This is a genomic window from Roseateles sp. P5_E1 (assembly GCF_054049335.1).
Map to the genome: position 1 here is coordinate 326,280 of NZ_JBFUMN010000002.1, position 23,681 is coordinate 349,960.

General features: G+C 68.0%; 21 protein-coding genes. 11 read left to right on the forward strand and 10 right to left on the reverse strand.

Features of this window, described 5'->3' with window-relative positions; all coding sequences use genetic code 11:
* Nucleotide 1: 1 nt before the first annotated feature.
* Complete coding sequence (locus ACXJKJ_RS04180) at nt 2–934, reverse strand: LysR substrate-binding domain-containing protein (protein WP_457389204.1); 933 nt, start codon at nt 932–934, stop codon at nt 2–4.
* 98 nt (nt 935–1,032) lie between these two features.
* Here ACXJKJ_RS04180 and ACXJKJ_RS04185 point away from each other — a divergent pair, with 98 nt between their 5' ends.
* Nucleotides 1,033–1,791 carry an SDR family NAD(P)-dependent oxidoreductase gene (locus ACXJKJ_RS04185; protein ID WP_457350256.1) on the forward strand — a complete coding sequence of 253 codons (759 nt, stop codon included), beginning with the start codon at nt 1,033–1,035 and terminating at the stop codon, nt 1,789–1,791.
* Between the two features lie 28 nt (nt 1,792–1,819).
* Here the strand turns inward: ACXJKJ_RS04185 and ACXJKJ_RS04190 are convergent, their stop codons facing one another.
* The 6 genes from ACXJKJ_RS04190 to ACXJKJ_RS04215 form a co-directional block, all read right to left on the reverse strand.
* Complete coding sequence (locus tag ACXJKJ_RS04190) at nt 1,820–2,797, reverse strand: catalase (RefSeq protein ID WP_457389205.1); 978 nt, start codon at nt 2,795–2,797, stop codon at nt 1,820–1,822.
* 14 nt (nt 2,798–2,811) lie between these two features.
* On the reverse strand, nt 2,812–3,546 hold the full coding sequence (locus ACXJKJ_RS04195; protein WP_056202848.1) for an amino acid ABC transporter ATP-binding protein: 735 nt from the start codon (nt 3,544–3,546) through the stop codon (nt 2,812–2,814).
* A gap of 17 nt (nt 3,547–3,563) precedes the next feature.
* Nucleotides 3,564–4,229 (reverse strand): amino acid ABC transporter permease, encoded by a 666-nt coding sequence (locus ACXJKJ_RS04200; protein WP_056202845.1) that lies wholly within the window; start codon nt 4,227–4,229, stop codon nt 3,564–3,566.
* On the reverse strand, nt 4,229–4,972 hold the full coding sequence (locus ACXJKJ_RS04205; RefSeq protein WP_056202842.1) for an amino acid ABC transporter permease: 744 nt from the start codon (nt 4,970–4,972) through the stop codon (nt 4,229–4,231). Before ACXJKJ_RS04205 ends, ACXJKJ_RS04200 begins: the two co-directional genes overlap by 1 nt.
* An 80-nt stretch (nt 4,973–5,052) precedes the next feature.
* On the reverse strand, nt 5,053–5,940 hold the full coding sequence (locus tag ACXJKJ_RS04210; RefSeq protein WP_457389206.1) for an amino acid ABC transporter substrate-binding protein: 888 nt from the start codon (nt 5,938–5,940) through the stop codon (nt 5,053–5,055).
* A gap of 108 nt (nt 5,941–6,048) precedes the next feature.
* A complete protein-coding gene (locus ACXJKJ_RS04215; RefSeq protein ID WP_056202837.1) occupies nt 6,049–6,966 on the reverse strand; it encodes a LysR substrate-binding domain-containing protein in 918 nt (305 codons plus the stop codon).
* Nucleotides 6,967–7,185: 219 nt separating this feature from the next.
* On the opposite strand from ACXJKJ_RS04215, the gene ACXJKJ_RS04220 reads away from it, so the two are divergent.
* The 3 genes from ACXJKJ_RS04220 to groL all read left to right on the forward strand — a co-directional run bounded on the left by ACXJKJ_RS04220 (nt 7,186) and on the right by groL (nt 10,206).
* The gene (locus tag ACXJKJ_RS04220) at nt 7,186–7,857 is read left to right on the forward strand and encodes a PEP-CTERM sorting domain-containing protein (RefSeq protein WP_056202834.1); all 672 of its coding nucleotides are present in this window, start codon (nt 7,186–7,188) and stop codon (nt 7,855–7,857) included.
* A 310-nt stretch (nt 7,858–8,167) separates the two neighbouring features.
* On the forward strand, nt 8,168–8,458 hold the full coding sequence (locus tag ACXJKJ_RS04225) for a co-chaperone GroES (RefSeq protein ID WP_056202831.1): 291 nt from the start codon (nt 8,168–8,170) through the stop codon (nt 8,456–8,458).
* Between the two features lie 98 nt (nt 8,459–8,556).
* Complete coding sequence (gene groL, locus ACXJKJ_RS04230; RefSeq protein WP_457389207.1) at nt 8,557–10,206, forward strand: chaperonin GroEL; 1,650 nt, start codon at nt 8,557–8,559, stop codon at nt 10,204–10,206.
* 114 nt (nt 10,207–10,320) lie between these two features.
* Here groL and ACXJKJ_RS04235 read toward each other — a convergent pair whose 3' ends face one another.
* Entirely contained in the window at nt 10,321–11,148 is an 828-nt protein-coding gene (locus ACXJKJ_RS04235; protein ID WP_457389208.1) for a MipA/OmpV family protein, read from the reverse strand.
* Nucleotides 11,149–11,177: 29 nt separating this feature from the next.
* Complete coding sequence (locus ACXJKJ_RS04240) at nt 11,178–13,361, reverse strand: tetratricopeptide repeat protein (protein WP_457389209.1); 2,184 nt, start codon at nt 13,359–13,361, stop codon at nt 11,178–11,180.
* Nucleotides 13,362–13,449: 88 nt separating this feature from the next.
* Between ACXJKJ_RS04240 and ACXJKJ_RS04245 the strand changes: the two genes are divergently transcribed.
* On the forward strand, nt 13,450–15,501 hold the full coding sequence (locus tag ACXJKJ_RS04245) for a DUF1631 family protein (RefSeq protein WP_056202822.1): 2,052 nt from the start codon (nt 13,450–13,452) through the stop codon (nt 15,499–15,501).
* A 3-nt stretch (nt 15,502–15,504) separates the two neighbouring features.
* Here the strand turns inward: ACXJKJ_RS04245 and yihA are convergent, their stop codons facing one another.
* Nucleotides 15,505–16,239 carry a ribosome biogenesis GTP-binding protein YihA/YsxC gene (gene yihA / locus ACXJKJ_RS04250; protein ID WP_056202819.1) on the reverse strand — a complete coding sequence of 245 codons (735 nt, stop codon included), beginning with the start codon at nt 16,237–16,239 and terminating at the stop codon, nt 15,505–15,507.
* Nucleotides 16,240–16,309: 70 nt separating this feature from the next.
* Here yihA and ACXJKJ_RS04255 point away from each other — a divergent pair, with 70 nt between their 5' ends.
* The 6 genes from ACXJKJ_RS04255 to ACXJKJ_RS04280 all read left to right on the forward strand — a co-directional run.
* Nucleotides 16,310–16,930, forward strand: a complete 621-nt coding sequence (locus tag ACXJKJ_RS04255; RefSeq protein WP_457389210.1) for a c-type cytochrome — start codon at nt 16,310–16,312, stop codon at nt 16,928–16,930.
* 64 nt (nt 16,931–16,994) lie between these two features.
* The gene (locus tag ACXJKJ_RS04260) at nt 16,995–19,082 is read left to right on the forward strand and encodes a cytochrome c biogenesis protein ResB (RefSeq protein WP_457324230.1); all 2,088 of its coding nucleotides are present in this window, start codon (nt 16,995–16,997) and stop codon (nt 19,080–19,082) included.
* Nucleotides 19,079–20,428, forward strand: a complete 1,350-nt coding sequence (gene ccsB, locus ACXJKJ_RS04265) for a c-type cytochrome biogenesis protein CcsB (RefSeq protein WP_056202810.1) — start codon at nt 19,079–19,081, stop codon at nt 20,426–20,428. Before ACXJKJ_RS04260 ends, ccsB begins: the two co-directional genes overlap by 4 nt.
* Nucleotides 20,429–20,430: 2 nt before the next feature.
* A complete protein-coding gene (locus ACXJKJ_RS04270) occupies nt 20,431–22,101 on the forward strand; it encodes a histidine kinase (RefSeq protein WP_457389211.1) in 1,671 nt (556 codons plus the stop codon).
* Nucleotides 22,098–22,745 (forward strand): response regulator, encoded by a 648-nt coding sequence (locus tag ACXJKJ_RS04275; RefSeq protein WP_056202806.1) that lies wholly within the window; start codon nt 22,098–22,100, stop codon nt 22,743–22,745. Before ACXJKJ_RS04270 ends, ACXJKJ_RS04275 begins: the two co-directional genes overlap by 4 nt.
* A 142-nt stretch (nt 22,746–22,887) precedes the next feature.
* A partial coding sequence (locus ACXJKJ_RS04280; RefSeq protein WP_457389212.1) for a GAF domain-containing protein occupies nt 22,888–23,681 on the forward strand: 794 nt, incomplete at its 3' end.

Below are 23,681 nucleotides of genomic sequence, written 5' to 3' on the forward strand. Positions count from 1 at the left end.
CCTATTCAGCGCTCCCCTGGGCATCCAGCCGGTCGGCCAGCCGGCCCGCCAGCCAGTCCATGAACACGCGCACCCGGCGCGGCGTGTGGCGGCGCTGGCTGAGCACGAGTCGCACGGGCAGCGGCGCGGCATCGAAACCGTCGAGCAGCTGGACCAGAAGGCCGTCGGCCAGCAGATGCCGCACGCCCTGCAGGGGGAACTGCGCGACGCCGGCGCCTGCCACCGCCGCGGCCTGGTAGGCGTCGGTGTTGTTGACGGTGACGCGTGACGGCAGGGTCAGCGTGCGCTCCTGCCCGGCGGCGTCCACCCAGTCGAAGCGCGGGCGGYGGTCGGCCCAGCTCTGGCTGTAGTGCACGAGGTGGTGGCCCTGCGCGACCAGGTCGTCCGGCGTGGCCGGCGTGCCATGCGCGGCGAGGTAGCCGGGACTGGCCACGTTGACCATGCGCATCTGCCCCAGCGGCCGCGCCACCAGCAGCGGGTCGTGCACGGCACCCACGCGCAGCACGCAGTCGAAGCCCTCTTCCACCAGGTCGACGCGGCGGTCGGTGCAGCTCAGCTCCACGGTCACGCCGGGGTGGGCGGCCAGGAATTCCGGCAGGGCCGGCAGCACGGCGTCCAGCGCCAGCCGCACCGGCATATCCACGCGCAGCCGGCCGCTGAGCTGCTGGTCCTGCTGGAACAGCGCCTCGATCTCGCCGGCGTCCGCCATCAGCGCGCGGGCCCGCTCCGCGAGCAATTCGCCATCCGACGTCAGGCTGACCCGCCGGGTGGTGCGCTGGAAGAGCCGCGTGCCGAGTTGCGCCTCCAGGTCGCGCACCACCTGGCTGACGCGGCCCTTGGGCAGGCCCAGCTCATCGGCAGCCCGGCTGAAATGGGCCAGTTCGGCCACCTGCAAAAAGACGCGCAGCGAAGCGAGGTCGAGATTGGATGTCATTCAAAGCACAGTCATTTCAGCTGCGGCGACTTTATCCACATCAGAACGAACAATAAATTTCACTCCGTCCACAAACCCCATCCTCTGACGGAGCTGATATGAGTTCTTCCCCCATCACCCTGATCACTGGCGGCAGCCGCGGCCTTGGCGCCCAGATGGCGCTGGCCCTGGCCCGCGACGGCCACGACATCGTGCTGACCTACCGTGAAGCCGCCGCAGCGGCGGATGCCGTCGTTGCACAAATCCAGGCCCTGGGCCGCCGCGCGCTGGCACTGCCGCTGGATGTGGCCGACCCGACGAGCTTCCCGGCCTTCGCCGAGCGCTTGGACGCGGGCCTGAAAGCCTGGGGCGCCAGCCAGCTCGGCGGCCTCATCAACAACGCCGGCGCCGGCGCGCATGCCAGCTTTGCCGAGACAACGCCGGCCCAGTTCGACGCGATGCTCGCCATCCACCTGAAAGGCCCCTTCTTCCTGACCCAGGCCCTGCTGCCCTTGCTGGCCGACGGCGCGAGCGTCCTCAACGTCTCCAGCGGCCTGGCCCGCTTCACCATCCCGGGCTATGCCGCCTACGCGGCCATGAAGGGGGCGGTGGAAGTGCTGACCCGTTACCAGGCCAAGGAGCTGGCGGCCCGCGGCATCCGCGTCAACACGCTGGCGCCGGGTGCGATCGCGACCGACTTCGGCGGCGGCGCGGTGCGCGACAACGCGGAGCTGAACCGCTTTGTCGCTTCGGTCACGGCGCTGGGCCGGGTCGGCGAGGCCGAGGACATCGGTGGCGCTGCGGCCGCGCTGATGCGCCCCGGTGCGGGATGGATCACCGGCCAGCGCATCGAAGCCTCGGGCGGCATGTTCCTTTGAATCAGCGCGTCGAGATGGCGCGGCGCGGCTAGGCGGCGCCGCGGCCCTGCTGGCTGGTGAAGTAGGCCACCTTGCGCGCGCGCATGACCTCGCCCAGAGGCCGGTGCGCCATCAACGCCTGCCAGGGGTCGAAGACACCGGCTTCGACGCGAGCGATGAAGTCGACGTCGGTCGACGGCGCTTCCAGCGTCAGCTCGGCCACGTCGACGAAGGGCGCGACGGACTCGGGCCATTCGACGGACGCGTCCTCCAGCGGCGTGCGCGCCTCGTCGACGAAGAACTGCAGCTGCAGCCGGTACTTCAACGGGCCGGCCGCCGCCTGGGCAGCGAGATCGCCGGCCCAGTCACCGTTGACCTCGGTACGCGGCTTCAGCCCGGCGGGCGGCAGCAGGCGCAATTTGACGGCGGCGGGGCCGCAGCTGATGGGCAGCGTGCTGGCAAAGGCCTCGGTCGCGAACCCCGTGAAAGGCTTGCCGGCCGTCGCGGCCAGCTTCTTGAGCTGCTTGAAGCCGCCTATGAAGCCGAAGGTCTTGAACATCCAGCCGATCACGGCGCCCGGGCTGCGGCCGGCTGCCTCGACGAGACCGAAGAAATGGCGGCTGTCGGGAAACGCAAAGGCCGTCTGGTTGATCAGCGACAGGTCCTGGTGATCGGTGCGGCCGCCGAGGGCCGCCTCACCATCGACGCCGAAGACCCGCATCGCAAAGCCGCGGATGTCGGGCCGGCGGTTGCTCTGCTTGTCCATCGCGCCGTTGGACAGCCGCACCCAGACCTCATGCTCACCCGGCTCGGCAAAGAGGCCGTGGCGGGCATGCCCTGGCAGGCCCTGCGGCACACGCAGCCGCCCGCGCACCGCGGCAACGCCCTTGCGGTGCAGTGCACGGCCGGCGCCGAAGCGCTCGTCCTTGCGCTTCTGCATCTCGGCCATGGCCTTGGCGGCGGCAGCGTGGCGAGCAGCTTCGTCGGCCGCGATGACTTCTCTCCATCCCGTGCCGACGCTGCTCATCACGGGCTCCGTTCCTAGTGCTGGAGAATCTTCGCGAGGAAGTCTTTGGCGCGCGGCGAGCGCTCCTCGGGCTTGGTGAAGAAGTCGCTGCTGCTGCAGTCCTCGACGATCTTGCCGGCGTCCATGAAGATGACGCGATTGCTGACCCGCTTGGCAAAGCCCATCTCGTGGGTCACACACATCATGGTCATGCCCTCGTGGGCCAGTTGCACCATCACGTCCAGCACTTCGCCGACCATTTCAGGGTCCAGCGCCGAGGTGGGTTCGTCGAACAGCATGACGATGGGGTCCATCGACAGCGCCCGCGCGATGGCCACGCGCTGCTGCTGGCCGCCGGAAAGCTGGCCGGGGAACTTGTCCTTGTGGGCGCTAAGGCCGACGCGGTCCAGCATCTTCAGGCCGCGGGTCTTCGCGTCGGCCGCCGAGCGGCCCAGCACCTTGATCTGCGCGATGGTCAGGTTCTCGGTCACCGACAAATGGGGAAACAGCTCGAAATGCTGGAACACCATGCCGACGCGCGAGCGCAGCTTGGGCAGGTTGGTCTTGGGGTCGGCGATGGAGATGCCGTCGACGACGATGTCGCCCTTCTGGAAGGGCTCCAGCGCGTTGACGGTCTTGATCAGCGTCGACTTGCCCGAGCCGGACGGCCCGCAGACGACGACAACCTCGCCCTTCTGGATGGTCGTGGTGCATTCGGTCAGCACCTGGAAGCTGCCGTACCACTTGGAGATGTTCTTGATATCGATCATGGCGGACTCGATTCGACTCAACGGATGATGGCGATCTTCTTCTGCAGCTCCCGCACGAGGCGGGACAGGCCGAAGCAGATGACGAAGTAGACGACCGCAGCCGCCAGATAGGTCTCGACGGGGCGGTTGAAGTTCTTGCCGGCCACTTCGAAGCCCTTGAGCAGGTCGTACTCGCCAACGGCATAGACCAGCGAGGTGTCCTGGAACAGGATGATGGTCTGGGTCAGCAGCACCGGCAGCATGTTGCGGAAGGCCTGGGGCAGCACCACGTAACGCATGCTTTGGCCGTAGGTCATGCCCACGGCATACCCGGCGTTGACCTGGCCGCGCGACACCGACTGGATGCCGGCACGCATGATCTCCGAGTAGTAAGTGGCCTCGAACAGCGTGAAGGTGATGAAGGCCGACATCTGCCCGCCCAGCGGCCCGACGAGCTTGGGGATCAGCAGGAAGAACCACAGGATCACCATCACCAGCGGGATGGAGCGCAGCGTGTCGACGTAAAACGCCGCCGGCACCGACAGCCAGGGCTTGCTGGACAGCCGCATCATCGCCAGCAGCGTGCCCAGGATGATGCCGCCGATCATGGCCACCAGCGTCAGCTGGATGGAGAACCAGAAGCCCTTGGCGACGAAGCTCTGGACGACCGCCCAGTTCACGAAGGAATAGTCGAGATTCAGCATCACTTGCCTCCCGACTGGCCGGGGATGCGCACGCGCGCCTCAATGAACTTGGCGATGCGGTTGATGGCGAAGGCCGAGACGAAATACAGCGCGGTGACAGGGATGTAGATCTCCTCGAAATGAGACGTCTCTTCGGAGGCCTGCTGCGCGAACTGCGCCAGCTCGGGGATGCTGACCGCGAAGGCGACCGCCGAGTTCTTGACGATGTTCATGCTCTCGCTCGTCAGCGGCGGAATGACGATGCGGAACGCCATCGGCAGCAGCACGTGGCGGTAGGTCTGGGGCAGCGTCAGGCCCATGGCCAGGCCCGCGTAGCGCTGGCCGGTGGGCAGGGTCTTGATGCCGGCCTTGACCTGCTCGCCGATGCGCGCGCTGGTGAAGAAACCCAGGGCGAAGACGACCAGCACGGAGGACGGCACGGCCTCACGCAGCACCGGGAACAGCGATGGCAGCACGTGGTACCAGAGAAAGACCTGCACCAGCAGCGGAATGTTGCGGAAGAGCTCGGTCCACGCCTCGCCGAAGCGCGCCAGCCATTTGTTCGGCGCGGTGCGAGCAATGCCGATCAGCGAACCGACCACCAGCGCCAGCACGAGGGCCAGCAGCGAGACGCTCAGCGTCCAGCCCCAGGCGTTCAGCATCCATTGCAGATAAGTCTGCTCCTTGCCGCCCGGGCCGAAGCAGCCAGCAACGGCCTCCCCGGTGGCGGTGTCATTGCAGTAGAACTGCCAGTCCCAACTCATGGCCCTCTCCTCAAGCCTCTTAGCTAAAGCAAAGCGGGTGCCAGGCACCCGCTTTGCGGTGGTTCAGGTCGATGCGCGAATCACTTCTTCGCGTAGTCTTCCATCGGCTTGTCGTTGGGATTGGCCCAGGCGTCCTTGGTCGCAGTGGACACCGGCAGGCCGATCTTGGTGTTGGTCGGCGGGATGGGCTGCAGGAACCACTTGTCGTAGATCTTGGCCATCTCGCCCGACTTCATCATGGCCTTGATGCTGTTGTCGACCGCGGTCTTGAAGCCCGGGTCGTCCTTGCGCATCATGATGGCGATCGGCTCGACCGACAGCACCTCACCGACGATCTTGAAGTCGGCCGGGTTCTTGGACGTGGCGATGTTCTTGGCCAGGATGGAGCCGTCCATGACGAAGGCGTCGGCGCGGCCGGAGTCCAGCAGCAGGAAGCTGTCGGCGTGGTCCTTGCCGAATACTTCCTTGAAGTCCACGCCGTTGGCGCGCTCGTGCTTGCGCAGCGTCTGCACGGACGTGGTGCCGGTCGTCGTCGCGACGGTCTTGCCGTTGAGCTGGCCGATGCCGGTGATGCCGGAGTTGGCCTTCACGGCGATGCGCACTTCCTCGACATAGGTTGTCACGGCGAAGGCGACGTCCTTCTGACGGGTGGCGTTGTTTGTCGTGGAGCCGCACTCCAGGTCGACGGTGCCGTTGACGGTCAGCGGGATGCGGTTGGCCGATGTGACCGGTTGGTACTTGACTTCGATCTTGCTGCCCAGCTGCTTGCGCAGGTCGGCAACGACGTGCTCGCAGACATCGATGTGGTAGCCGACGTATTTGCCATCACCGATGGTGTAGGACAGGCCCGACGACTCGCGCACACCCATCGTGATCGCGCCGCTGTCCTTGATCTTCTTCAGCGTGTCTTCGGCATGCGCGGCCGAAACGCCGGCGAACAGGGCTGCGACGAGCAGAACTTTCTTCATGGAGACTCCAACAACAGGAAGTGGATATCGATAACAGCCGCGAGCAGACCACGCCGCACGCTCAGCCCGAATACGGGTTTACACGATGCATGCGCAAGCTGGATGAGGTCATGCCGCGGACGATAAATAGTCCCACAAAGCCAAGGAGGCTGGTTTGAGCCGGCGCGAAAGCTCGGGCTTTTCGCGATAGATGCGCAGCTCCATGCTGACGCTGAAGGTGCCCGGCGCAGCGGCGGGCACGAGGCGGCCACTGGCGATCTCCTTTTGCACCGAGCTGGCGGGCAGGAAGGCGAATCCGTGACCTTCCAGCGCCATCGCTTTCAGGCCTTCGGCCATGTCGGTCTCGTAGATGGCGTCCAGGTTCAGCGCGCAGTCCGCCTCCTTGACGATAAGCTCGACCAGGCGGCCGAGATAGGCGCCGGCCGCGTAGCTCAGGAAGGGAATCTTCTGGCCCGGCCGTCCGGGCAGCCGGAACATCGGCTCGCCCTGACTGTCGGCCCTGGCATACGGCGACAAGGTCTCGTGGCCCAGCGACACCATCTGGTAGCGCTCCGGGTCCAGCTGCAGCGGCTGGCTGGCGTGGTGATAGACCAGCAGCAGATCGCAATTGCCTTCGCTGAGCTGCAGCATCGCGTCATGCACATTGGCCGCGTTGAGCCGGCACTTGATGGCGCCGAAGCCGCGTCTCAAACCCATCAGCCAATGCGGGAAGAAGGAGAAGGCCAGCGAGTGCGGCACGGCGAACTCGATCATGTCCTGGTCGGCCGCCTGATGGCTGCGCAGCATATTGCGCGTCGCCTGCAGATTGCCCAGCAGCTCGACGGCCTGGGCCAGCAAGGTTGCGCCAGCGGCCGTCAGCCGGGTGGGATAGGAGGATCGATCCACCAGGTCGACGCCGGCCCAGGCCTCCAAGGCCTGAATGCGGCGCGAGAATGCCGGCTGGGTCACGTGGCGCAGCTGGGCGGAGCGGGAAAAGCTGCGCGTCTCGGCCAGGCTGACGAAGTCTTCAAGCCATTTGGTTTCCACCCGAGGCAGTGTAGCCAAGGCCTTCTGCCAGCCGCGCGATCTAACGAGTCATCTCGGCAACTCATATATGCGCGCGCAGTACCTCTTCACCCCCCTAAGCGCGGCCCCTAGGTGCTTGACTCCCCCTCAACTGAAGGGGCACAACGCGGCCCGGCGCGCAGGTGCTTGTTTACAGTCCGCCCAACAACCCAACTCGAACAAACCCGGACGGAGAACGCCATGCGCGCGACGAGCAAACTTCTGGCACTCGCCTTGACGGCCACCATGCAATCGGCGATGGCCGGTGCGGTCTTCTTGGACTTCGAGGACGTGCAGACCATGGAGCAACTGACCTCCCGCTACGCATCCAAGGGTGTCGTGGGAAGTGGCGCCGCCTGGGCGTCCACGTCTGAAGCCTGCAGTTATGGCCCGAATGGTGATGCCGGCGCCATCAGCTTTTCCCGCACCGGCAGCTGCGGCGCGCTCTTTCTCGCTCAGGACTGGACCAAGCCTGCGGTGGCAGGTATCCAGAGCCTGACGCTGGACCTCGCGGACGGCTTCGTCGACGCCCTGTCTTTCGTCTACTCGGGCAGCACCCTGGGCATCAATCTCTCGGTTCACGTCTACGACGCCAGCGGCAAGGAACTCGGCGGCGGCCTGAACGGTCTCACCGGCGCTGAATGCAACAGCTACGTGTTCTGCAACTGGTCCAACCAAATCACACTGACGTTCCAGGGCGTGGGCCGCACAGTGGTGTTCTCGGCGAACGACCAGGCTGTTCTGCTCGATGACCTCAGCTTCAAGACCGTCGACACGCAGCCTCCTGGCCGCCTGCCCGAGCCCGCCAGCATCGCTCTGACCCTGGGCGCCCTTGCGGGCCTGGGTTGGACACGCCGTCGCGTCGCTCGCTAAAGCAGCGCCTCACGCCTCAAGAACGACCGCTACGGCGGTCGTTTTTCATTGGGGCCCACCCATGTGCGGTCGATGACTGCGGCAAACGGCTGCCCGGGTGGCGCAAAGGCGCGCTTCGCCGGTATATGGCAAGCCCCAGTTCCGCAAGGCTTGAATCGTCATCCGCCGTCCCTATAATGGCTTTCTGCTAGCACTCAACTCATTCGAGTGCTAACGAGTCGGGCCGACCGGTTTTCCGCTGGCGGCCCCGTTTTTTTCGGCGAGCCGCGATTGCCGCGGCCGCTCCGGTTCCAACTCTCAAGGAGATTCCATGAAGCTGCGCCCCCTGCACGATCGCGTGATCGTTCGCCGTCTGGAGCAAGAAACCAAGACCGCCTCGGGCATCGTCATCCCCGACAACGCCGCCGAGAAGCCTGATCAAGGTGAAGTCCTGGCCGTCGGCCCGGGCAAGCGCAATGACAAGGGTGAGTTCGTGGCCCTGAACGTCGTCGTCGGCGACCGCGTGCTGTTTGGCAAGTATTCCGGCCAGACCGTCAAGGTCGACGGTGACGAGTTGCTGGTCATGCGCGAGGAAGACCTCTTCGCCGTGGTGCAAAAGTAATAGCTTGCGGGACAGACCGAAGCGCGCAGCGCGAGTTCTGTCCCCAACTGATTCAGAGAATTCGACTCTGACCCCAATTTAAGTATTCGGAGAATCAAATGGCAGCAAAAGACGTGATCTTTGGCGGCGAGGCTCGTGCCCGCATGGTTGAAGGCGTGAACATCCTGGCCAACGCGGTCAAGGTGACCCTGGGCCCCAAGGGCCGCAATGTCGTGCTCGAGCGCTCGTTCGGCGCCCCGACCGTGACCAAGGACGGCGTGTCCGTGGCCAAGGAAATCGAGCTGAAGGACAAGCTGCAGAACATGGGCGCGCAGATGGTCAAGGAAGTCGCTTCCAAGACGTCTGACAACGCCGGTGACGGCACCACCACCGCGACTGTCCTGGCTCAAGCCATCGTTCGCGAAGGCATGAAGTACGTGGCCGCCGGCATGAACCCGATGGACCTGAAGCGCGGCATCGACAAGGCGGTCACCGCCCTGGTCGCCGAGCTGAAGAAGGCCTCCAAGGCCACCACCACCTCCAAGGAAATCGCGCAAGTCGGCACGATCTCCGCCAACAGCGACCATGAAGTGGGCCGCATCATTGCCGAGGCGATGGACAAGGTTGGCAAGGAAGGCGTCATCACCGTCGAAGACGGCAAGAGCCTGGACAGCGAACTCGACGTCGTCGAAGGCATGCAGTTCGACCGCGGCTACCTGTCGCCCTACTTCATCAACAACCCGGAAAAGCAAGCCGCGCTGTTGGACAACCCGTTCGTGCTGCTGTACGACAAGAAGATCAGCAACATCCGCGATCTGCTGCCGACGCTGGAGCAGGTTGCCAAGTCGGGCCGCCCGCTGCTGATCATCTCGGAAGACGTGGACGGCGAAGCCCTGGCCACGCTGGTGGTCAACACCATCCGCGGCATCCTGAAGGTCGTCGCCGTCAAGGCGCCTGGCTTCGGTGACCGTCGCAAGGCCATGCTGGAAGACATCGCCATCCTGACGGGCGGCAAGGTCATCGCCGAAGAAGTCGGCCTGACGCTCGAGAAGGTCACGCTGGCCGACCTGGGCCAGGCCAAGCGCGTCGAAGTGGGCAAGGAAAACACCACCATCATCGACGGCGCCGGCGCTGCGGGCGACATCGAAGCCCGCGTCAAGCAAGTGCGCATCCAGATCGAGGAAGCCACCAGCGACTACGACCGCGAAAAGCTGCARGARCGCGTGGCCAAGCTGGCCGGCGGYGTTGCCGTCATCAAGGTCGGTGCTGCCACCGAAGTCGAGATGAAGGAAAAGAAGGCCCGCGTCGAAGACGCGCTGCACGCCACGCGCGCAGCCGTTGAAGAAGGCATCGTGGCTGGTGGCGGCGTCGCGCTGCTGCGCGCCAAGCAMGCCGCTGGCGCCATCAAGGGCGACAACGCTGATCAAGACGCCGGCATCAAGCTGGTCCTGCGCGCCATCGAAGCACCGCTGCGCGAGATCGTCTACAACGCCGGTGGCGAAGCCTCCGTCGTCGTCAACGCCGTGCTGGCCGGTTCGGGCAACTACGGCTTCAACGCCGCCAACGACACCTATGGCGACATGATCGAAATGGGCATCCTGGACCCGACCAAGGTGACCCGCACTGCCCTGCAGAACGCCGCRTCSGTCGCGTCGCTGATGCTGACGACCGARGCSATGGTCGCCGAGTCCCCCAAGGACGAAGCAGCCGGTGGCGGCATGCCTGGTGGCATGGGCGGCATGGGTGGCATGGGCGGTATGGATATGTAAGACATTGCGGGACAGACCTGGCGGGCGTACTCGCCCGACAGCTCTGTCCCCAACTGATCAAGCATTCAGGAAGGGGCTGCGCGAGCAGCCCCTTTTCTTTTGTGCCTGAGGTTCTCAGTCGCTGGCGCGGGCGGCTGAGCGCGCGAACGTATAGGTCAGCCCGATGCCGATGCTCGCGCCCGTGGTCTGGCGCACAAGCCGACTGTCGCGATTGGCGGCCCCAGCCACGCTGTCGACACGTCCGATGGCAAACAGACGCACATCCGGCGTCAGCTGGTGCGACACCCCGCCCTTGAGCCGCCAGGCAATCAAGCCGGCGCGAGCCGCATAGGCCGGCCGATCCGCCAGCGCCTCGTTCGGCGCGACGGTGTAATAGGTCGCCCCGAGGCGACGGTCGCCGAACAGCACTCCCGCACTGACGCCATAACTCCAGCCCGCCCTGGCGCGGTGCTCCAGAGCCAGCTCCGGCTCCAGGCTCATGCCGCGATGCCGGCGCAGGTCGCTCGCCTCGAACACGCCGCGCAGCGGCAGCTCGAAAGTCAGGCTGTCAGCGGCTTTGCGGCCGTTCAGATACCAGCGACCGACGGGCCCGAACTCCACCAGCGAACGCAGCCGCGGCATGCCCTCGCGCGCCCGCAGCTCCTTACCGCCAGCACTCAGCGAGCCCGCGAAGGACACATCCAGCTCGAAGCTCTCGGTGCGCACCGCTCGCAACCCCGCGCCCGCGTCATCGGCCCGCAGCACCTTGCCGCGGTAGATGACGTAGGGCAGCACCGGCGTGCGCGTGACCTGCTGGTCCGCCCCCGGATAGGCCTGCTGCGACAGCGCGCCGGCGGCCACACCCAGCTCCCACAGCGGCAGCTCGGAGGGCTTGGTCGCGGCGTCATCGGCATGCACGAGAGTGGCCGCACAGGCCAGGCTGAAACCGAGGAGGCATTTCATGGGCGAGAGGTGGATGGCGACGGCGCGCATCATGCCTGCACCTGCGCCACCCAGCCCGCTGCGAAGCGCTCGGCGTCACCCAGGGGGCTGACTGCCATGCGTTCACGCAGCCCGGCGCGCAGCGCCGCCAGGCCCGCGCGATCTGCGGCCCAGCGTACCGCCAGGCGCACATAGTCCTCCGCGTCCGACGCCACCCAGTCTTGCGCCAGCCCCAGCGTCTGCATGAAGCTCAGGCCCTGACGCGAGATCGGCGCCGGCCCCGGCAGCGTCAGCACCGGCACGCCCATCCAGAGCCCGTCCAGCGTCGTCATGCCGCCGCTGTGCGGGAAGGGGTCGAGGGCAATATCGATGCGCCCGAAGTCGCAGAGATAGTCGGCCAGCGGCCCCGGCCCCTGCAGGTCCAGCCGTGCCGCGTCACCCGGCCAGCGGCCAAGCAGGGCCGTGCGCTCCGCCTCGTGCTGCAGACCGGGCGCCTTCAGCAGTAGCCGGCTGTCGGGCACCGCCTCCAGCACGCGCGCCCACAGCGCCAGCACTTCGTCGCCGAGCTTGTGCAGGGCATTGAAGCAGCCGAAGCACATCGGTCCTTCCCGCATGGCCACGGCAGGCGCCTCGGCGGGCGGCGCATAGACCGTGAAGCTGTCGGGCAGCCGCAGCAAAGGCTCCACAAAACCAGCTTCGGCGCCCTCAGGCAACAGCCAACGGTCGCCGATGAAGCCATCCATCTCGGCCAGCCCGGTGCTGCCCGCATAGCCCAGCCAGCTCAACTGTCGCGGCGCCGGCCGGCGCGCGAACACGCCCAGGCGATGACCGCCCGTGTGGCCGTTCAGGTCGATCAGCACATCGATGCCATCGGCCGCGATGCGTTGCGCCAGCGTCGCGTCATCCCAGCCGGCCACGTGCAGCCAACGCGGCGCGGCGGCCCGCAACCGCAGGGTCAGTTCATCGTCGGCACCATGGTTGGCGTAGACGAAAAGCTCGCAACGCCGCGCCAGCGCCGGCAGCCAGGCCTCGGCCAGCCGCCCGACCGGATGGCCGCGCAGGTCGGCCGACACCAAGCCGACGCGCAAAGGCCCAGCCGCGCGCGCGGGCCGCGAAACGGCAGGCGCCGCCACAGCCTGACCGAAGGCCTGCGCCTCGCTCCGCAGCTCGGCACCCTGCTGGCGATATGCACGCAGCAGCAGACGGTCGCTGCGTGCGGTCAGCAGCGTCGGATCGAGGGCAATGAGGCGGCTCAGCACCACATCGGCCTCGTCCAGGCGGCCCTGCTGCTTCAAAGCCTGGGCGAGGTTACTCAACGCCTGGGGCGACGTCGGCGCGTCGTCCAGCGCTTGACGGTAGGCGGCCACAGCCTGTGCATGCCGTCCCTCGCGCAGCCGCAGCCCGCCCAGGTTGGCCAGCGCCGCGGCCCGGCGCTCGCCGGCCAGGCCCGTGGCCAGGGCCGCCGTCAACACCGCCTCGCCGCGCTGCGGCCGCAGCAGGCTCAGATTGCAGGCGGTTTCGGCATGGCCGGCATCCAGCGCCAGCACGGCCTCCCAAGCGTCAACGGCACCCACCGCGTCGCCGACCTCCTGCAGCAGGTTGCCCAGCGCGAAGCGGTGGGCGACATCCGCCGGCGCCAGGGCCACGGCCTCGCGCAGCCTGGCCACCGCTTCACGAGGGCGCCCGGCTGCGGCCCAGGCCGTTGCGGCATGCCCGCGCAGACCCGCGTCCGCCGGGCGTGCTGCGATCGCCTGCTCGAAGGCCTGCGCCGCATCCGCGTGGCGCCCCAGTGCCAGCAGCGCCCGCCCGCGGTTGCCCAGGGCGGCGACCAGGCCGGGTTGCAGCGCGAGGGCGGCCTCAAAGGCGGCGAGGGCCTGGGCCGGCTCACCCAGGGCCAGCAGCGCGTTGCCGAGGTTGTTGTGGGCGCCAGGCAGGCGCGGCTGCAGCGCCAGCGCTCGCTCATAGGCGGCCCGCGCCTCGGGCCAACGCTGCCGCGAGGCCAGCAGGGCGCCGAGATTGGCCGTCAGTTCGGCATCGTCCGGCAACAGGGCCAGGGCGCGCTCCAAGGCCGGCAGCGCGTCCTCGCCCAGCATCTGCAGGGCCACGGACAGGGCCTTCCACAACGTGCCGTCCTGGGGATGCTCGGCGAGCAATGCGCGGGCCTGCGCGGCCATCTCGGCATGGCGCCCAGCCTGGAAAAGCGTGAAAAGGTTCTGAAGTGCGGCGTTTGCCATGTGGTTGAGGGGTCGGTAAGAGGGGGCAACACATCGGGGTGCACCAGCCTGGCGCCGGATAATCTCATCACGCCCCTCGATAGCGTCCATGCCCTTCAGCCCGAATCCTCACGACCTGCTTGACCACGCGCTGACCGAAGCCGGCCCGATGGCCCGCGACCTGCTCAACAGCGTGCAGGATGAGCTCGAAGCGCAGCCCCAGCACTATCCACTGCGCGAGGCCTGGCGCAAGGTGCGCGCGCATTTCGCGGCCGACTTCGAGGGCAAGCTCATCGAGCTGCTGCAGGCCGGCCGTCGCGGCGACGATCCCCTGCACCGCTCGCCCGCCCAGCTCGGCGGCCTGGAAAGCCTCAGCCTCGTCGACGAACACCAGGCGCTGCAGGACGTGGCCATCGCCCATGTCGCCCATGCGGCCGAGGACATGAGCCGGGCCGAGCTGCACCAGATCGGCAACTTCTTCGCGGCGCTGCGCGGCATCGCACGGGCCCGCGAGCGCGACAACCCGCTGCGCCCGGCCCTCTACGCTCACGCACTTCACCATGCGCTGGCGTCCAGCCCGCTCGGCGCCCAGACCCAGTACGAGCTGATGCGTGTGGCCGCGACACCGCTGGCCCGCGCCCTGAACCGCCTCTACACCCAGGCCTGCGCCACGCTGCGCGCCGCCGACATCAGCGACATGGTGGCCTCCCACGGCCATGCCCAGACCGACCCGCTGGCCCACCAGCGCCTGGCCGCGGCCCGCGGCGTCAGTACGCGGCCAGCCGCTCATGGCACGCTGGACGGCCTGTCGCGCCGCGTCGACGCGGTCAACTCCCGGCCGCAGGGCCTGGCGCCCCACAGCCCCGTCACCCAGCGCGGTCCGCTGGCCCCGGCGCCCTTCGTGCGCTCGACGGGGCCGGACATGCTGAGCCGGCTCTATGACCAGATCCTGGCCGACCCGCGCCTGCTGCCGCCGCTGAAGGCGCTGCTGGCGCGACTGCAGATCGCCGTCGTGCGCCTGGCACGCAGCGACAGCATGCTGCTGCGCCGCCAGGACCATCCCACCTGGGCATTGCTGAACCGCGTCGCCGCCCACGGCATGGCCTTCGAGCGCGCCGATGACGCCCGCCTTGTGGATTTCCTGCGCTTCATGGAAGCCGAGGCCCAGCTTCTCGTCGACGCGCCCACGCCCAACGCCCTGCTCTTCCAGCAGGTGCTGGCTCGCGTCGACGCCCACATCGACCAGCAGGCCCGCCAGAGCAGCGAACGCAATGCCGTCGCGCTGGCGGCCCTGGAGCGGGAACAGCTGCGCAGCGACTGGCGCGAGCTGATCCGCGATCAGATCGACCACCAGATCACCGGCGCCCCTTTGGGCCCGCGCATGCACCGCTTCCTGCAGACGGCCTGGGTGGACGTCATCGTCGCGGCCATGGTGCGCCACGGCCGCGACTCGCACGAAGCCCACGCGGCGATGGAGATGGTCGACGCCGTGCTCGACAGCCTCATCACGCCGCGCGACCTCGCCGACCGCGAGGCCCTGCGCATGCGCCTGCCCGTCCTCATCGAGCGCCTGCTGACCGGCTGCGAAAGCATCCAGCTCTCCGAAGCCAAGCGCGAGCCGGCCCTGTCCGAACTGATGGCCCAGCATGCCCGCCTGCTGCGCGGCCTGCCGGCGCTGGACCCCGCCGAGCGCCGCCCCGCCGCCCCGCCGCCCGCCTCGCCCACGGCGAGCAGTGCCGCGCCCGCCTCGGCCGACGAGATCGTCCAGCGCCTGATGGAGGAGCGCGATTCCCAGGTGCCTTCGCACTGGCTGAGCGTCGACGTCGACCGCGGCGAACTGCCGACTGTGCCGGTGCAGCTCTACAACCAGCACGATTCGCCGGATGCGCGCGCGGCGCTGCAACGCTGGATCGATGGCCTGCAGATCGGCCGCTGGTTCCATCTCTTCATCCAGGGCGACTGGCATACCACCCAGATCGCCTGGATCAGCGAGGGCCGGCAGTTCCTGCTGTTCGTCGGCCGCGACTCCGACGAACGCCTGCCGCTGACCCGCCGCGCGCTGGAGGCGCTGCTGTCCAACGGCCTCATCACGGCACTGGAAGACGATAACGTCGTCCAACGCGCCGTGGACACGCTGATGAGCGACCTGGACGGCGGCTGAGCTTCAGCCCGCCGAGTGAATCGGCTCGACCGCCGGCATGTCGTCGGGCAGCCGATGCGCCAGCACCCATTCGCGCAGCGCCAGCGCCACGTCGCCGACGCCGCTCTTCTTCAGCGCCGAGAACAGCGTCACCGCGACGTCGGAGTTCTCGGTGGTCATCGCAGCGAGGAACTCCGTCGTCGCGCGCAAGGCCGCGTCTGCTTCCTTGCGATTGAGCTTGTCGGACTTGGTGAGCAGCACCAGCAACTTGATCTCACCGGTGGCCACACGGGCGGCGACGAACTCCAGCAGCTGCTTGTCCAGGTCGGTCAGGCCCAGGCGGGAGTCGACCATCAGCACGACGCCCGACAGGCTGCGGCGCACTTCCAGGTAGTCGGCCATGACCTTTTGCCAGCGCAGTTTGGCCGATTTGTTCACGGCCGCGTAGCCATAGCCCGGCAAGTCGGCGAACAGGGCGTCGGCCGCGTCCTTGGGGCCGAGTTCGAAGAGGTTGATGTGCTGGGTGCGGCCCGGCGTCTTGGAAGCAAAGGCCAGGCGTTTTTGCTGGGCCAGCGTGTTGATGGCGGTGGACTTGCCGGCGTTGGAGCGGCCGACGAAGGCGATCTCGGGCAGTTCGGTGGCGGGCAGATGCACCAGCTGGCTGGCGGTGGTCAGGAAGCGCGTGGTATGCGTCCAGGCCAGGGCGAGCTTCTCGGTGAGGGGCTCGGCCGGCAGGGCCTCAGGAATCTTGTCGGTCATGTCTAGCTCGGACGCTGTGGTTCAGCATTGTAAAATTCTCGGGTTACGCCCTTTGAGACCGTATAAATCCATGAAGACTGTCGCCCTCCTCCTGTCGAGTCTGCTGCTGGCCGCCACGGCTCACGCGAACGAGCCCGCTGCTGTTGCTGCCAAGCCCGATTCGGCCAAGGGCGGTGCCATTTCTTCCCAGGTCTGCGCAGCCTGCCACACGGCGGACGGCTCGCGTGGCAGCCCGGCCAATCCCATCCTGCAGGGCCAGCACGCCGAATACCTGGCCAAGCAGCTGGCCGAGTTCAAGAGCGGCAAGCGCAAGAACCCCGTCATGCAAGGCATGGCCGCCCCGCTGTCGGAAGAAGACATTCGCAATGTGGCCGCCTTCTACGCCGCCAAGACCGCCAAGCCGGGTTTCGCCAAGAACAAGGACACGGTCGCCCTGGGCGAGAAGATCTATCGCGGCGGCATTGCCGAGCGCAATGTGCCAGCCTGTGCCGGCTGCCACGGTGCCAACGGCTCCGGCCTGCCGGTCCAGTACCCGCGCCTGGGCGGCCAGCATGGCGACTATGTCGAAGCGCAGATGGTGGCCTTCCGCAGCGGTGCACGCGCCAACAATCCCGTCATGGTCACCGTCGCCGCCAAGATGAATGACAAGGAAATCAAGGCCGTGTCCGACTACATCGCTGGCCTGCGCTGAACGCGGCGCTTGCCTTGAGGAACAAAGGCCGGTGAACCCCACCGGCCTTTTTTGTTGATCGCTGATGTCCGCCGTCCCTGTCCCTCGCTCCTCACCCGCCCGCGAACTGCTGGACGTGCTCGCGTCCATGCGCTTCGCCATCACGCTGCTCAGCGTGATCTGCATCGCCTCGGTCATCGGCACCGTGCTGCGCCAGAGCGAGCCCATGGGCAACTACGTCAACCAGTTCGGCCCCTTCTGGGCTGAGGTATTCGGCAAATTGGGGCTTTACACGGTCTACAGCGCGCCCTGGTTTCTGGTCATCCTGACCTTCCTGGTGCTCTCGACCAGCCTGTGCATCGCCCGCAACGCGCCCAAGATCCTGGTCGACCTGAAGAGCTACAAGGAGGGCGTGCGCGAGCAGTCCCTGCAGGCCCACCACCACAAGGCCATCGGAGAGCTGCCCAGCAACCCCTCGATGGCCCTCGCCGAGATCGGCAATACGCTGGCGGCCCACGGCTGGAAGGCCCGCGTGCAGCGGCGCGACAACGGCATCATGATCGCGGCCCGCCGCGGCGCGGCCAACAAGATCGGCTACCTCTGCGCCCACTCCGCCATCGTGCTGATCCTCATTGGCGGCGTGCTGGACGGCAACGCCATGGTCAAGCTGGCCATGTGGGCCCAGGGCAAGCAGCTCTACACCGGCTCAGGCTTCGTGTCGGACATCCGGCCCGAACACCGGCTCTCCACCGGCAATCCGAGCTTTCGCGGCAATGTGTCGGTCACCGAGAAGCAGCGCCAGGGCATCGCCGTGCTGAGCCTGCCCAGCGGCGTCGTGCTGCAGGACCTGCCCTTCGACATCGAGCTGAAGGCATTCAAGGTCGACTACTACCCGACGGGCATGCCCAAGAGCTTTGCCAGCGACATCGTCATCCATGACGGCACGACACGGCGCGAGGCCACGGTCAAGGTCAACGAACCCGTCATCCACAAGGGCCTGGCCATCTACCAGAGCAGCTTCGAGGACGGCGGCAGCAAGCTCGAGCTCAAGGCCATGCCGCTGGCCAGCACCGGCACGCCCTTGAAGCTTGCCGGCCGCGTCGGCACGAAGATGGCCTTTGGCGAGCAGACGCTGGAGCTCGACGGCCTGCGCGTCATCAATGTCGAGAACCTCGCCAATGACGGTAGCAGCGGCGCCAATGCCAGCGGCGCCGACGTGCGCAAGGTCGACCTCGGCGCGGCGCTTGGCAAGCATCTCGGCAGCGGCGCCAAGTCGGACGGCAGCAAAGTTCTGCACAACGTCGGCCCGAGCTTCAGCTACAAGCTGCGCGACGCCGCCGGCCAGGCCCGCGAGTACAACAACTACATGCTGCCGGTCGAGCTGGACGGGCAGAAGCTCTTCCTCGCCGGCGTGCGCGACACCCCGGCCGAGACCTTCCGCTATCTGCGCATGCCGGCCGACGAGAACGGCGAGTTGAGCGGCTGGCTGCGCCTTCGCCAGGCCCTGGCCGATACCGCCCAGCGTGACGTCGCTGCGCGCCGCTATGCCGCCGCCGCCACGCCGCCCAACCAGCCCCAGCTGACGCCGCAGCTGCAGCTGACGGCCCAGCGTGCGCTGACGCTGTTCTCCGGCGCCGCCGCCAAGCCCGGCGACGACGTCAAGGGCGGCCTGCCGGCGCTGTCGCAGTTCATCGAGCGTGACGTGCCCGAGGCCGACCGCCAGCGCGTCTCCGAGGTGCTGCTGCGCATCCTGAACGGCAGCCTGTTCGAGCTGCACCAGATTGCCCGCGAGCGCGCTGGCCTCAAGCCCGCCGGCACCGATGCCGCCGCCCAGGGCTTCATGACCCAGGCCGTGCTGTCCCTGTCCGACAGCCTCTACTACCCGTCGCCCACGCTGCTGCAGCTGGAGAACTTCGAGCAGGTCCAGGCCAGCGTCTTCCAGGTCGCCCGCGCGCCTGGGCAGAAGCTGGTCTATCTGGGCGCCCTCCTGCTCATCGTCGGCGTCTTTTCCATGCTCTACATCAAGGAGCGTAGGCTGTGGGTCTGGCTCGTGCCCAGCGCCGACCCGGGCGGCTCGCAGGTGCGCATGGCCATGTCCAGCACCCGTGAGTCGCCCGACAACGCCGTTATGTTCGCCCAGCTCAAAGCCGCCGTGCTGAAGGAGCCCTCATGAACACCACCACCTTTGACCTGCCGCGCCGCCACGCGCTGCAGCGCCGTGACACCCTCGACTGGCTGTTCGCCGCCCTCGTGCTGCTCGGTGGCGGCTATGCCTTCAGCCGCTACCACGCGTCGATGGACGTCTACGAGCAGGGCATCCTGCTGTGCGCCATGCCGGCGCTGATCGCGCTGGGCTGGTTCTGGAAGCCGCTGCGTTGGCTGAGCGTCGCCGTCGGTGCGGCCACCCTCATCGCCATCGGCCTGTATGCCCAGCACACCGACGGCTTCGGCGCCGACCTGGCCGCCGGCGAGAAGGTGTTCTGGCTGAAGTACATGCTGTCCAGCCAGAGCGCCATCCTGTGGATGAGCCTGCTGTTCTACATGAGCATGCTCTTCTACTGGGGCGGCTTCTTCACCGGCGCCGGCCGCAACAGCGTGGCCGAGGTGGTCGGCTCCAAGCTGGCCTGGGGCGGCGTCTTCATGGCCCTGGTCGGCACGCTGGTGCGCTGGTACGAGAGCCACCAGATCGGCGCCGACATCGGCCACATCCCCGTCAGCAACCTCTACGAAGTCTTCGTGCTGTTCTGCTGGCTGACGACAACCTTCTACCTCTACTACGAGGCCCGCTTCGCGACGCGTTCGTTGGGCGCCTACGTGATGCTGGTCGTCAGCGGCGCGGTCAGCTTCCTGCTGTGGTACACGCTGGCCCGCGAGGCCCAGGAGATCCAGCCCCTGGTGCCGGCGCTGCAGAGCTGGTGGATGAAGATCCACGTGCCCGCCAACTTCGTCGGTTATGGCAGCTTCGCGCTGGCGGCCATGGTGGCCCTGGCTTTTCTGCTGAAGACGGCGACGACACGCGCCCTCGTCATCGGCCTCGTTGCCATGCCGCTGGGCATCGTCGGCCTGATCCTGGCGGTGCGCTTCGGTGCCACGCTGGAGGCCGCCACCGTCGCCGGCCTGCAGGGCTGGGCCTACAAGATCGCCGGTGTCGCCGCCTTCCTGGGCATTGCCGTCGCGCTGCGCGGCCACCTGACGGCGCGCCTGCCCGACCTGCCCCAGCTCGACGACCTCATGTACAAGTCCATCGCGCTGGGCTTTGCCTTCTTCACGATCGCCACCATCCTCGGCGCCTTCTGGGCCGCGGAGGCCTGGGGTGGCTACTGGAGCTGGGACCCCAAGGAAACCTGGGCCCTGATCGTCTGGCTCAACTACGCCGCCTGGCTGCACATGCGGCTGATGAAGGGCCTGCGCGGCATGGCCTCGGCCTGGTGGGCGCTGGTGGGCCTGCTGGTCACGACCTTCGCCTTCCTGGGCGTCAACATGTTCCTCTCAGGCCTGCACAGCTACGGTACGCTGTAGCGATGCCTGAAACGCCGGACCGCGAGCCTTGGACGCAGGCTGCGCCGGCCATCGCAGCCGCCCTGCCGGACCTGTGCTTCCTGATCGGGCCCGACCTGCGTTTCGCGGCCTGCAACCACCCGGATCACCCCGATCTGCACGCACCCTGGGCAACGCTGCAGGGTCGATCGCTGCAAAGCATCGGCCCGCCCGCCCTGGCGCAGCAGTTCGCGGCAGCCTGCGCGCCCAGCTCCCAGCGCCTGCGCTATGCGCTGCGCACCCAAAGTGGCCGCCTGGCCCGCTTCGAGGCCAGCATCGCCCCCTTGCCGGACGGCACGGGCTGGCTGTGCATGGCCCGCGACCTCGGCAGCACCGACGCCGAACAGGCGCGTTATGCCCGGGCCATGAAGGGCGCCGCCGATGGCCTGTGGGAATGGGACATCGCTGCCGACAGCGAATACCTGTCGCCCCGTGCCCTGACCCTGCTGGATCGCCCCGGCCGCCTCGCCGAGCAGTTGCACGCCGACGACCAGGGCCAATGGCGGGCCGCCCTGCAGTCCCATCTGCAGCACGGCGCGCCGCTGGACATCGACCTGCGCCTGGCCGGCGCCGCGACACGCTGGCTGCGTTGCCGCGGCTGGACCGAGCGCGACGCACGCGGCCAGCCAGCCCGCGTGCTGGCCACGCTGTCCGACATCACCATCGCCAAATTCACCGAACAGGCGCTGACCGACAGCCAGGCCAAGTTCCGCGCCCTCTTCCACACGGTGCCGGTTGGTATCGCGCTGTTCGACGTCGCCAGCGAGACCGTCATCGAGTCCAACGACGAGCTCGGCCGCCTGCTCGGCTGGCCGACGCTGTCCGTCGTCGGCCAGACCGCCGAGGCCCTGGGCCTGGCGCCACTGCCCGGCACTGAGGGCCGCACCGAGATCGACGACCGCGAACTGCACCCGGTCTCAGGCTGTCGCCTGCACGCCAAACTCGTCGCCGAACCCGTCGACCTGGCGGGCCGGGCGCTGCTGCTGTGCGCCGTCGTCGACATCTCGGTGCAGGTCGACGCCGAGGCCGCGCTGTCGGCCCTGGCCGAGCAGTTGATGGACCAGGAGCGCCGCACCACCCAGCGCCTGGCCCAGGCCCTGCACGACCAGCTCGGCCAGACGCTGACCGCCCTGCGCCTGATGCTGGACCTGGGCGCTGCGGACGCCCGCCAGCAGGCCCGCGGCCTCATCGACCAGGCCTTGCGCGAGGTGCGCCAGGTGCTCGTCGACCTGCGCCCGCCGCTGCTGGAGGATGAAGGCCTGGCCGCGGCGCTGGACAACGAGGTCGCTCAGCGCCGCGCCCTGCATCCGGGCGTGCGCCTGGTGCTGGACGCGGAGGACGAGCTGCTGACGCAGCGCTGGCCGGTGGAGGTCGAGTACGCTCTGTTCATGATCGCCCGCGAAGGCCTCGAGAACGCGCTGCGCCACGCCCGGCCCACCGAGGTCAGGCTCAGCTTCTACGGCTGTGCGCAAGAGATCGAACTCGGCGTGGCCGATGACGGCAGCGGCCTGGACGCCGACTTCGAGCGTCGCCCCGGCCACCTCGGCCTCATCGGCATGCGCGAGCGCGCCCGCGCCATCGGCGCAACGCTGGAGCTGGGCCCGCGCGAGGGCGGCGGCACGCAATTGACCCTGCGATGGCAAACCCCGGAATGACGCAAGCCGCCCGCATCTACCTCGTCGATGACCACGCCATGGTGCGCCAGGGCTTGCGCGCGCTGCTGACCGAGGCTGGCCACGATGTCGTCGGCGACAGCGGCGACATCACCGCCGCCCTGGCCGAGTTGCAGCAGCTGACGCCGGACATCGTCCTGGTTGACCTGTCGCTGGGTCCGCGCTCCGGCATGGAGCTGCTGGCCGAGCTGCAGCGCCGCCACCTGCCCGTGCGGCCCCTGGTGCTGACCATGTCGGCGCAGCCCCGCCACGTCGGCATGGCCCTCAAGCTGGGTGCCTGCGGCTATGTGCTGAAGGGCTCGCCATCGGAGGAACTGCTGCAGGCCATCGAGGCGCTGCGCAGCGGCCGCCGCCATCTCGGCCAGGGCGTGGGCGAACTCGCCGCGCGGGCGCTGGCTGAAGGCACGGGCGACGACCCCTTCGCCGCGCTGTCGGTGCGTGAACGCCAGGTCGTCACCATGGTCGTCGATGGCCATTCCAGCAACGAGATCGGCACCGCCCTGCATTTGTCGCCCAAGACGGTGGACAGCTACCGCAGCCGGCTGATGGCCAAGCTCGGCGCGTCCGACGTGACGGCCCTGGTCAAGCTGGCAATACGTCACGGTCTGATCAGCAACGACGCCTGAGCGGCGCGGACCTGAGCGCCCCGGCAACCGGCATCAAGAACTCCCGGCAGCGCCGCCGGGTGGGGGCGCCTAGATTGACAGTCACCGGCCCTCGGTCGGCGAAAGTCCCAGATGCCCGTCCCCCAAAGCTCAGAGGCCCTCCATGCGGGCGCATGAACTCCCCGCCGACGAGGCCGAGCGCCTGCAGTGCCTGGCCGAGCTGGGCCTGAGCCAGCCGCCCACCCAGCCCGAGCCCGACGCCGTGCTCGACGGCCTGGTGCGCTGCGCCGCTCATCTGCTCGGTTATCCCATCGCGCTGATCAGCCTCGTCGGCGAGCGCCGCATGTGGTTCAAGGCCCGCTACGGCACCGAGGTGGTCGACTGCGAGCGCGAGGCCTCCTTCTGCGCCCACACCATCCTCGGCGAGACGCTGTTCGAGGTGCCCGACGCCACGACCGATCCCCGCTTCGCCACCAGCCCCTGGGTGATCGGTGCAACCCGCCTGCGCGCCTACGCCGGCCTGCCCATTCGCCTGGGCAACCTGACGCTGGGGGCCCTGTGCGTGGGCGACACCGTGCCGCGCCGCCTGGACGCCGTGCAGGCCACGCTGCTGGCCGACATTGCCAACGCCGTCGGCGCCTGGTTCGCCCACCGCCGCGAGCATGTCGACCTGCTCGCCAGCCGCACCCATCTGCAGGCCCAGGCCGAGCTGCTCGGCCGCCTCAGCAGCGAGACGCCCGGCATGCTGTTCCAGTACCGCAGCGCGCCCGGCGGCGGTGGCGAACTCGGCTTCATCAGCGGCCAGGCCGAGCACATCTTCGGCCCCGTGGCGCCGCTGCAGCCTGTGGGCCTGCGCGTCTTCGCCGAGCGCGTGCACCCTGAGGACCTGCCCGGGCTGCTGCTAGGCATGCGCGAGGCCAAGGCCGGCCAGCAGGCCTGGCAGCGGCTGTTCCGCGT

Bases quoted from the DNA above. Each gene is read 5' to 3' on its own strand.
- ACXJKJ_RS04245 (WP_056202822.1), top strand. From the start codon at position 13,450: ATGCCCTTCAGCCCGAATCCTCACGACCTGCTTGACCACGCGCTGACC.
- yihA (WP_056202819.1), bottom strand. From the start codon at position 16,239: ATGACCGACAAGATTCCTGAGGCCCTGCCGGCCGAGCCCCTCACCGAG.
- ACXJKJ_RS04225 (WP_056202831.1), top strand. From the start codon at position 8,168: ATGAAGCTGCGCCCCCTGCACGATCGCGTGATCGTTCGCCGTCTGGAG.
- ACXJKJ_RS04220 (WP_056202834.1), top strand. From the start codon at position 7,186: ATGCGCGCGACGAGCAAACTTCTGGCACTCGCCTTGACGGCCACCATG.
- ACXJKJ_RS04210 (WP_457389206.1), bottom strand. From the start codon at position 5,940: ATGAAGAAAGTTCTGCTCGTCGCAGCCCTGTTCGCCGGCGTTTCGGCC.
- ACXJKJ_RS04235 (WP_457389208.1), bottom strand. From the start codon at position 11,148: ATGAAATGCCTCCTCGGTTTCAGCCTGGCCTGTGCGGCCACTCTCGTG.
- ACXJKJ_RS04275 (WP_056202806.1), top strand. From the start codon at position 22,098: ATGACGCAAGCCGCCCGCATCTACCTCGTCGATGACCACGCCATGGTG.
- ACXJKJ_RS04200 (WP_056202845.1), bottom strand. From the start codon at position 4,229: ATGCTGAATCTCGACTATTCCTTCGTGAACTGGGCGGTCGTCCAGAGC.
- ACXJKJ_RS04195 (WP_056202848.1), bottom strand. From the start codon at position 3,546: ATGATCGATATCAAGAACATCTCCAAGTGGTACGGCAGCTTCCAGGTG.
- ccsB (WP_056202810.1), top strand. From the start codon at position 19,079: ATGAACACCACCACCTTTGACCTGCCGCGCCGCCACGCGCTGCAGCGC.
- ACXJKJ_RS04260 (WP_457324230.1), top strand. From the start codon at position 16,995: ATGTCCGCCGTCCCTGTCCCTCGCTCCTCACCCGCCCGCGAACTGCTG.
- ACXJKJ_RS04270 (WP_457389211.1), top strand. From the start codon at position 20,431: ATGCCTGAAACGCCGGACCGCGAGCCTTGGACGCAGGCTGCGCCGGCC.
- ACXJKJ_RS04205 (WP_056202842.1), bottom strand. From the start codon at position 4,972: ATGAGTTGGGACTGGCAGTTCTACTGCAATGACACCGCCACCGGGGAG.
- ACXJKJ_RS04240 (WP_457389209.1), bottom strand. From the start codon at position 13,361: ATGGCAAACGCCGCACTTCAGAACCTTTTCACGCTTTTCCAGGCTGGG.
- ACXJKJ_RS04255 (WP_457389210.1), top strand. From the start codon at position 16,310: ATGAAGACTGTCGCCCTCCTCCTGTCGAGTCTGCTGCTGGCCGCCACG.
- ACXJKJ_RS04190 (WP_457389205.1), bottom strand. From the start codon at position 2,797: ATGAGCAGCGTCGGCACGGGATGGAGAGAAGTCATCGCGGCCGACGAA.
- ACXJKJ_RS04185 (WP_457350256.1), top strand. From the start codon at position 1,033: ATGAGTTCTTCCCCCATCACCCTGATCACTGGCGGCAGCCGCGGCCTT.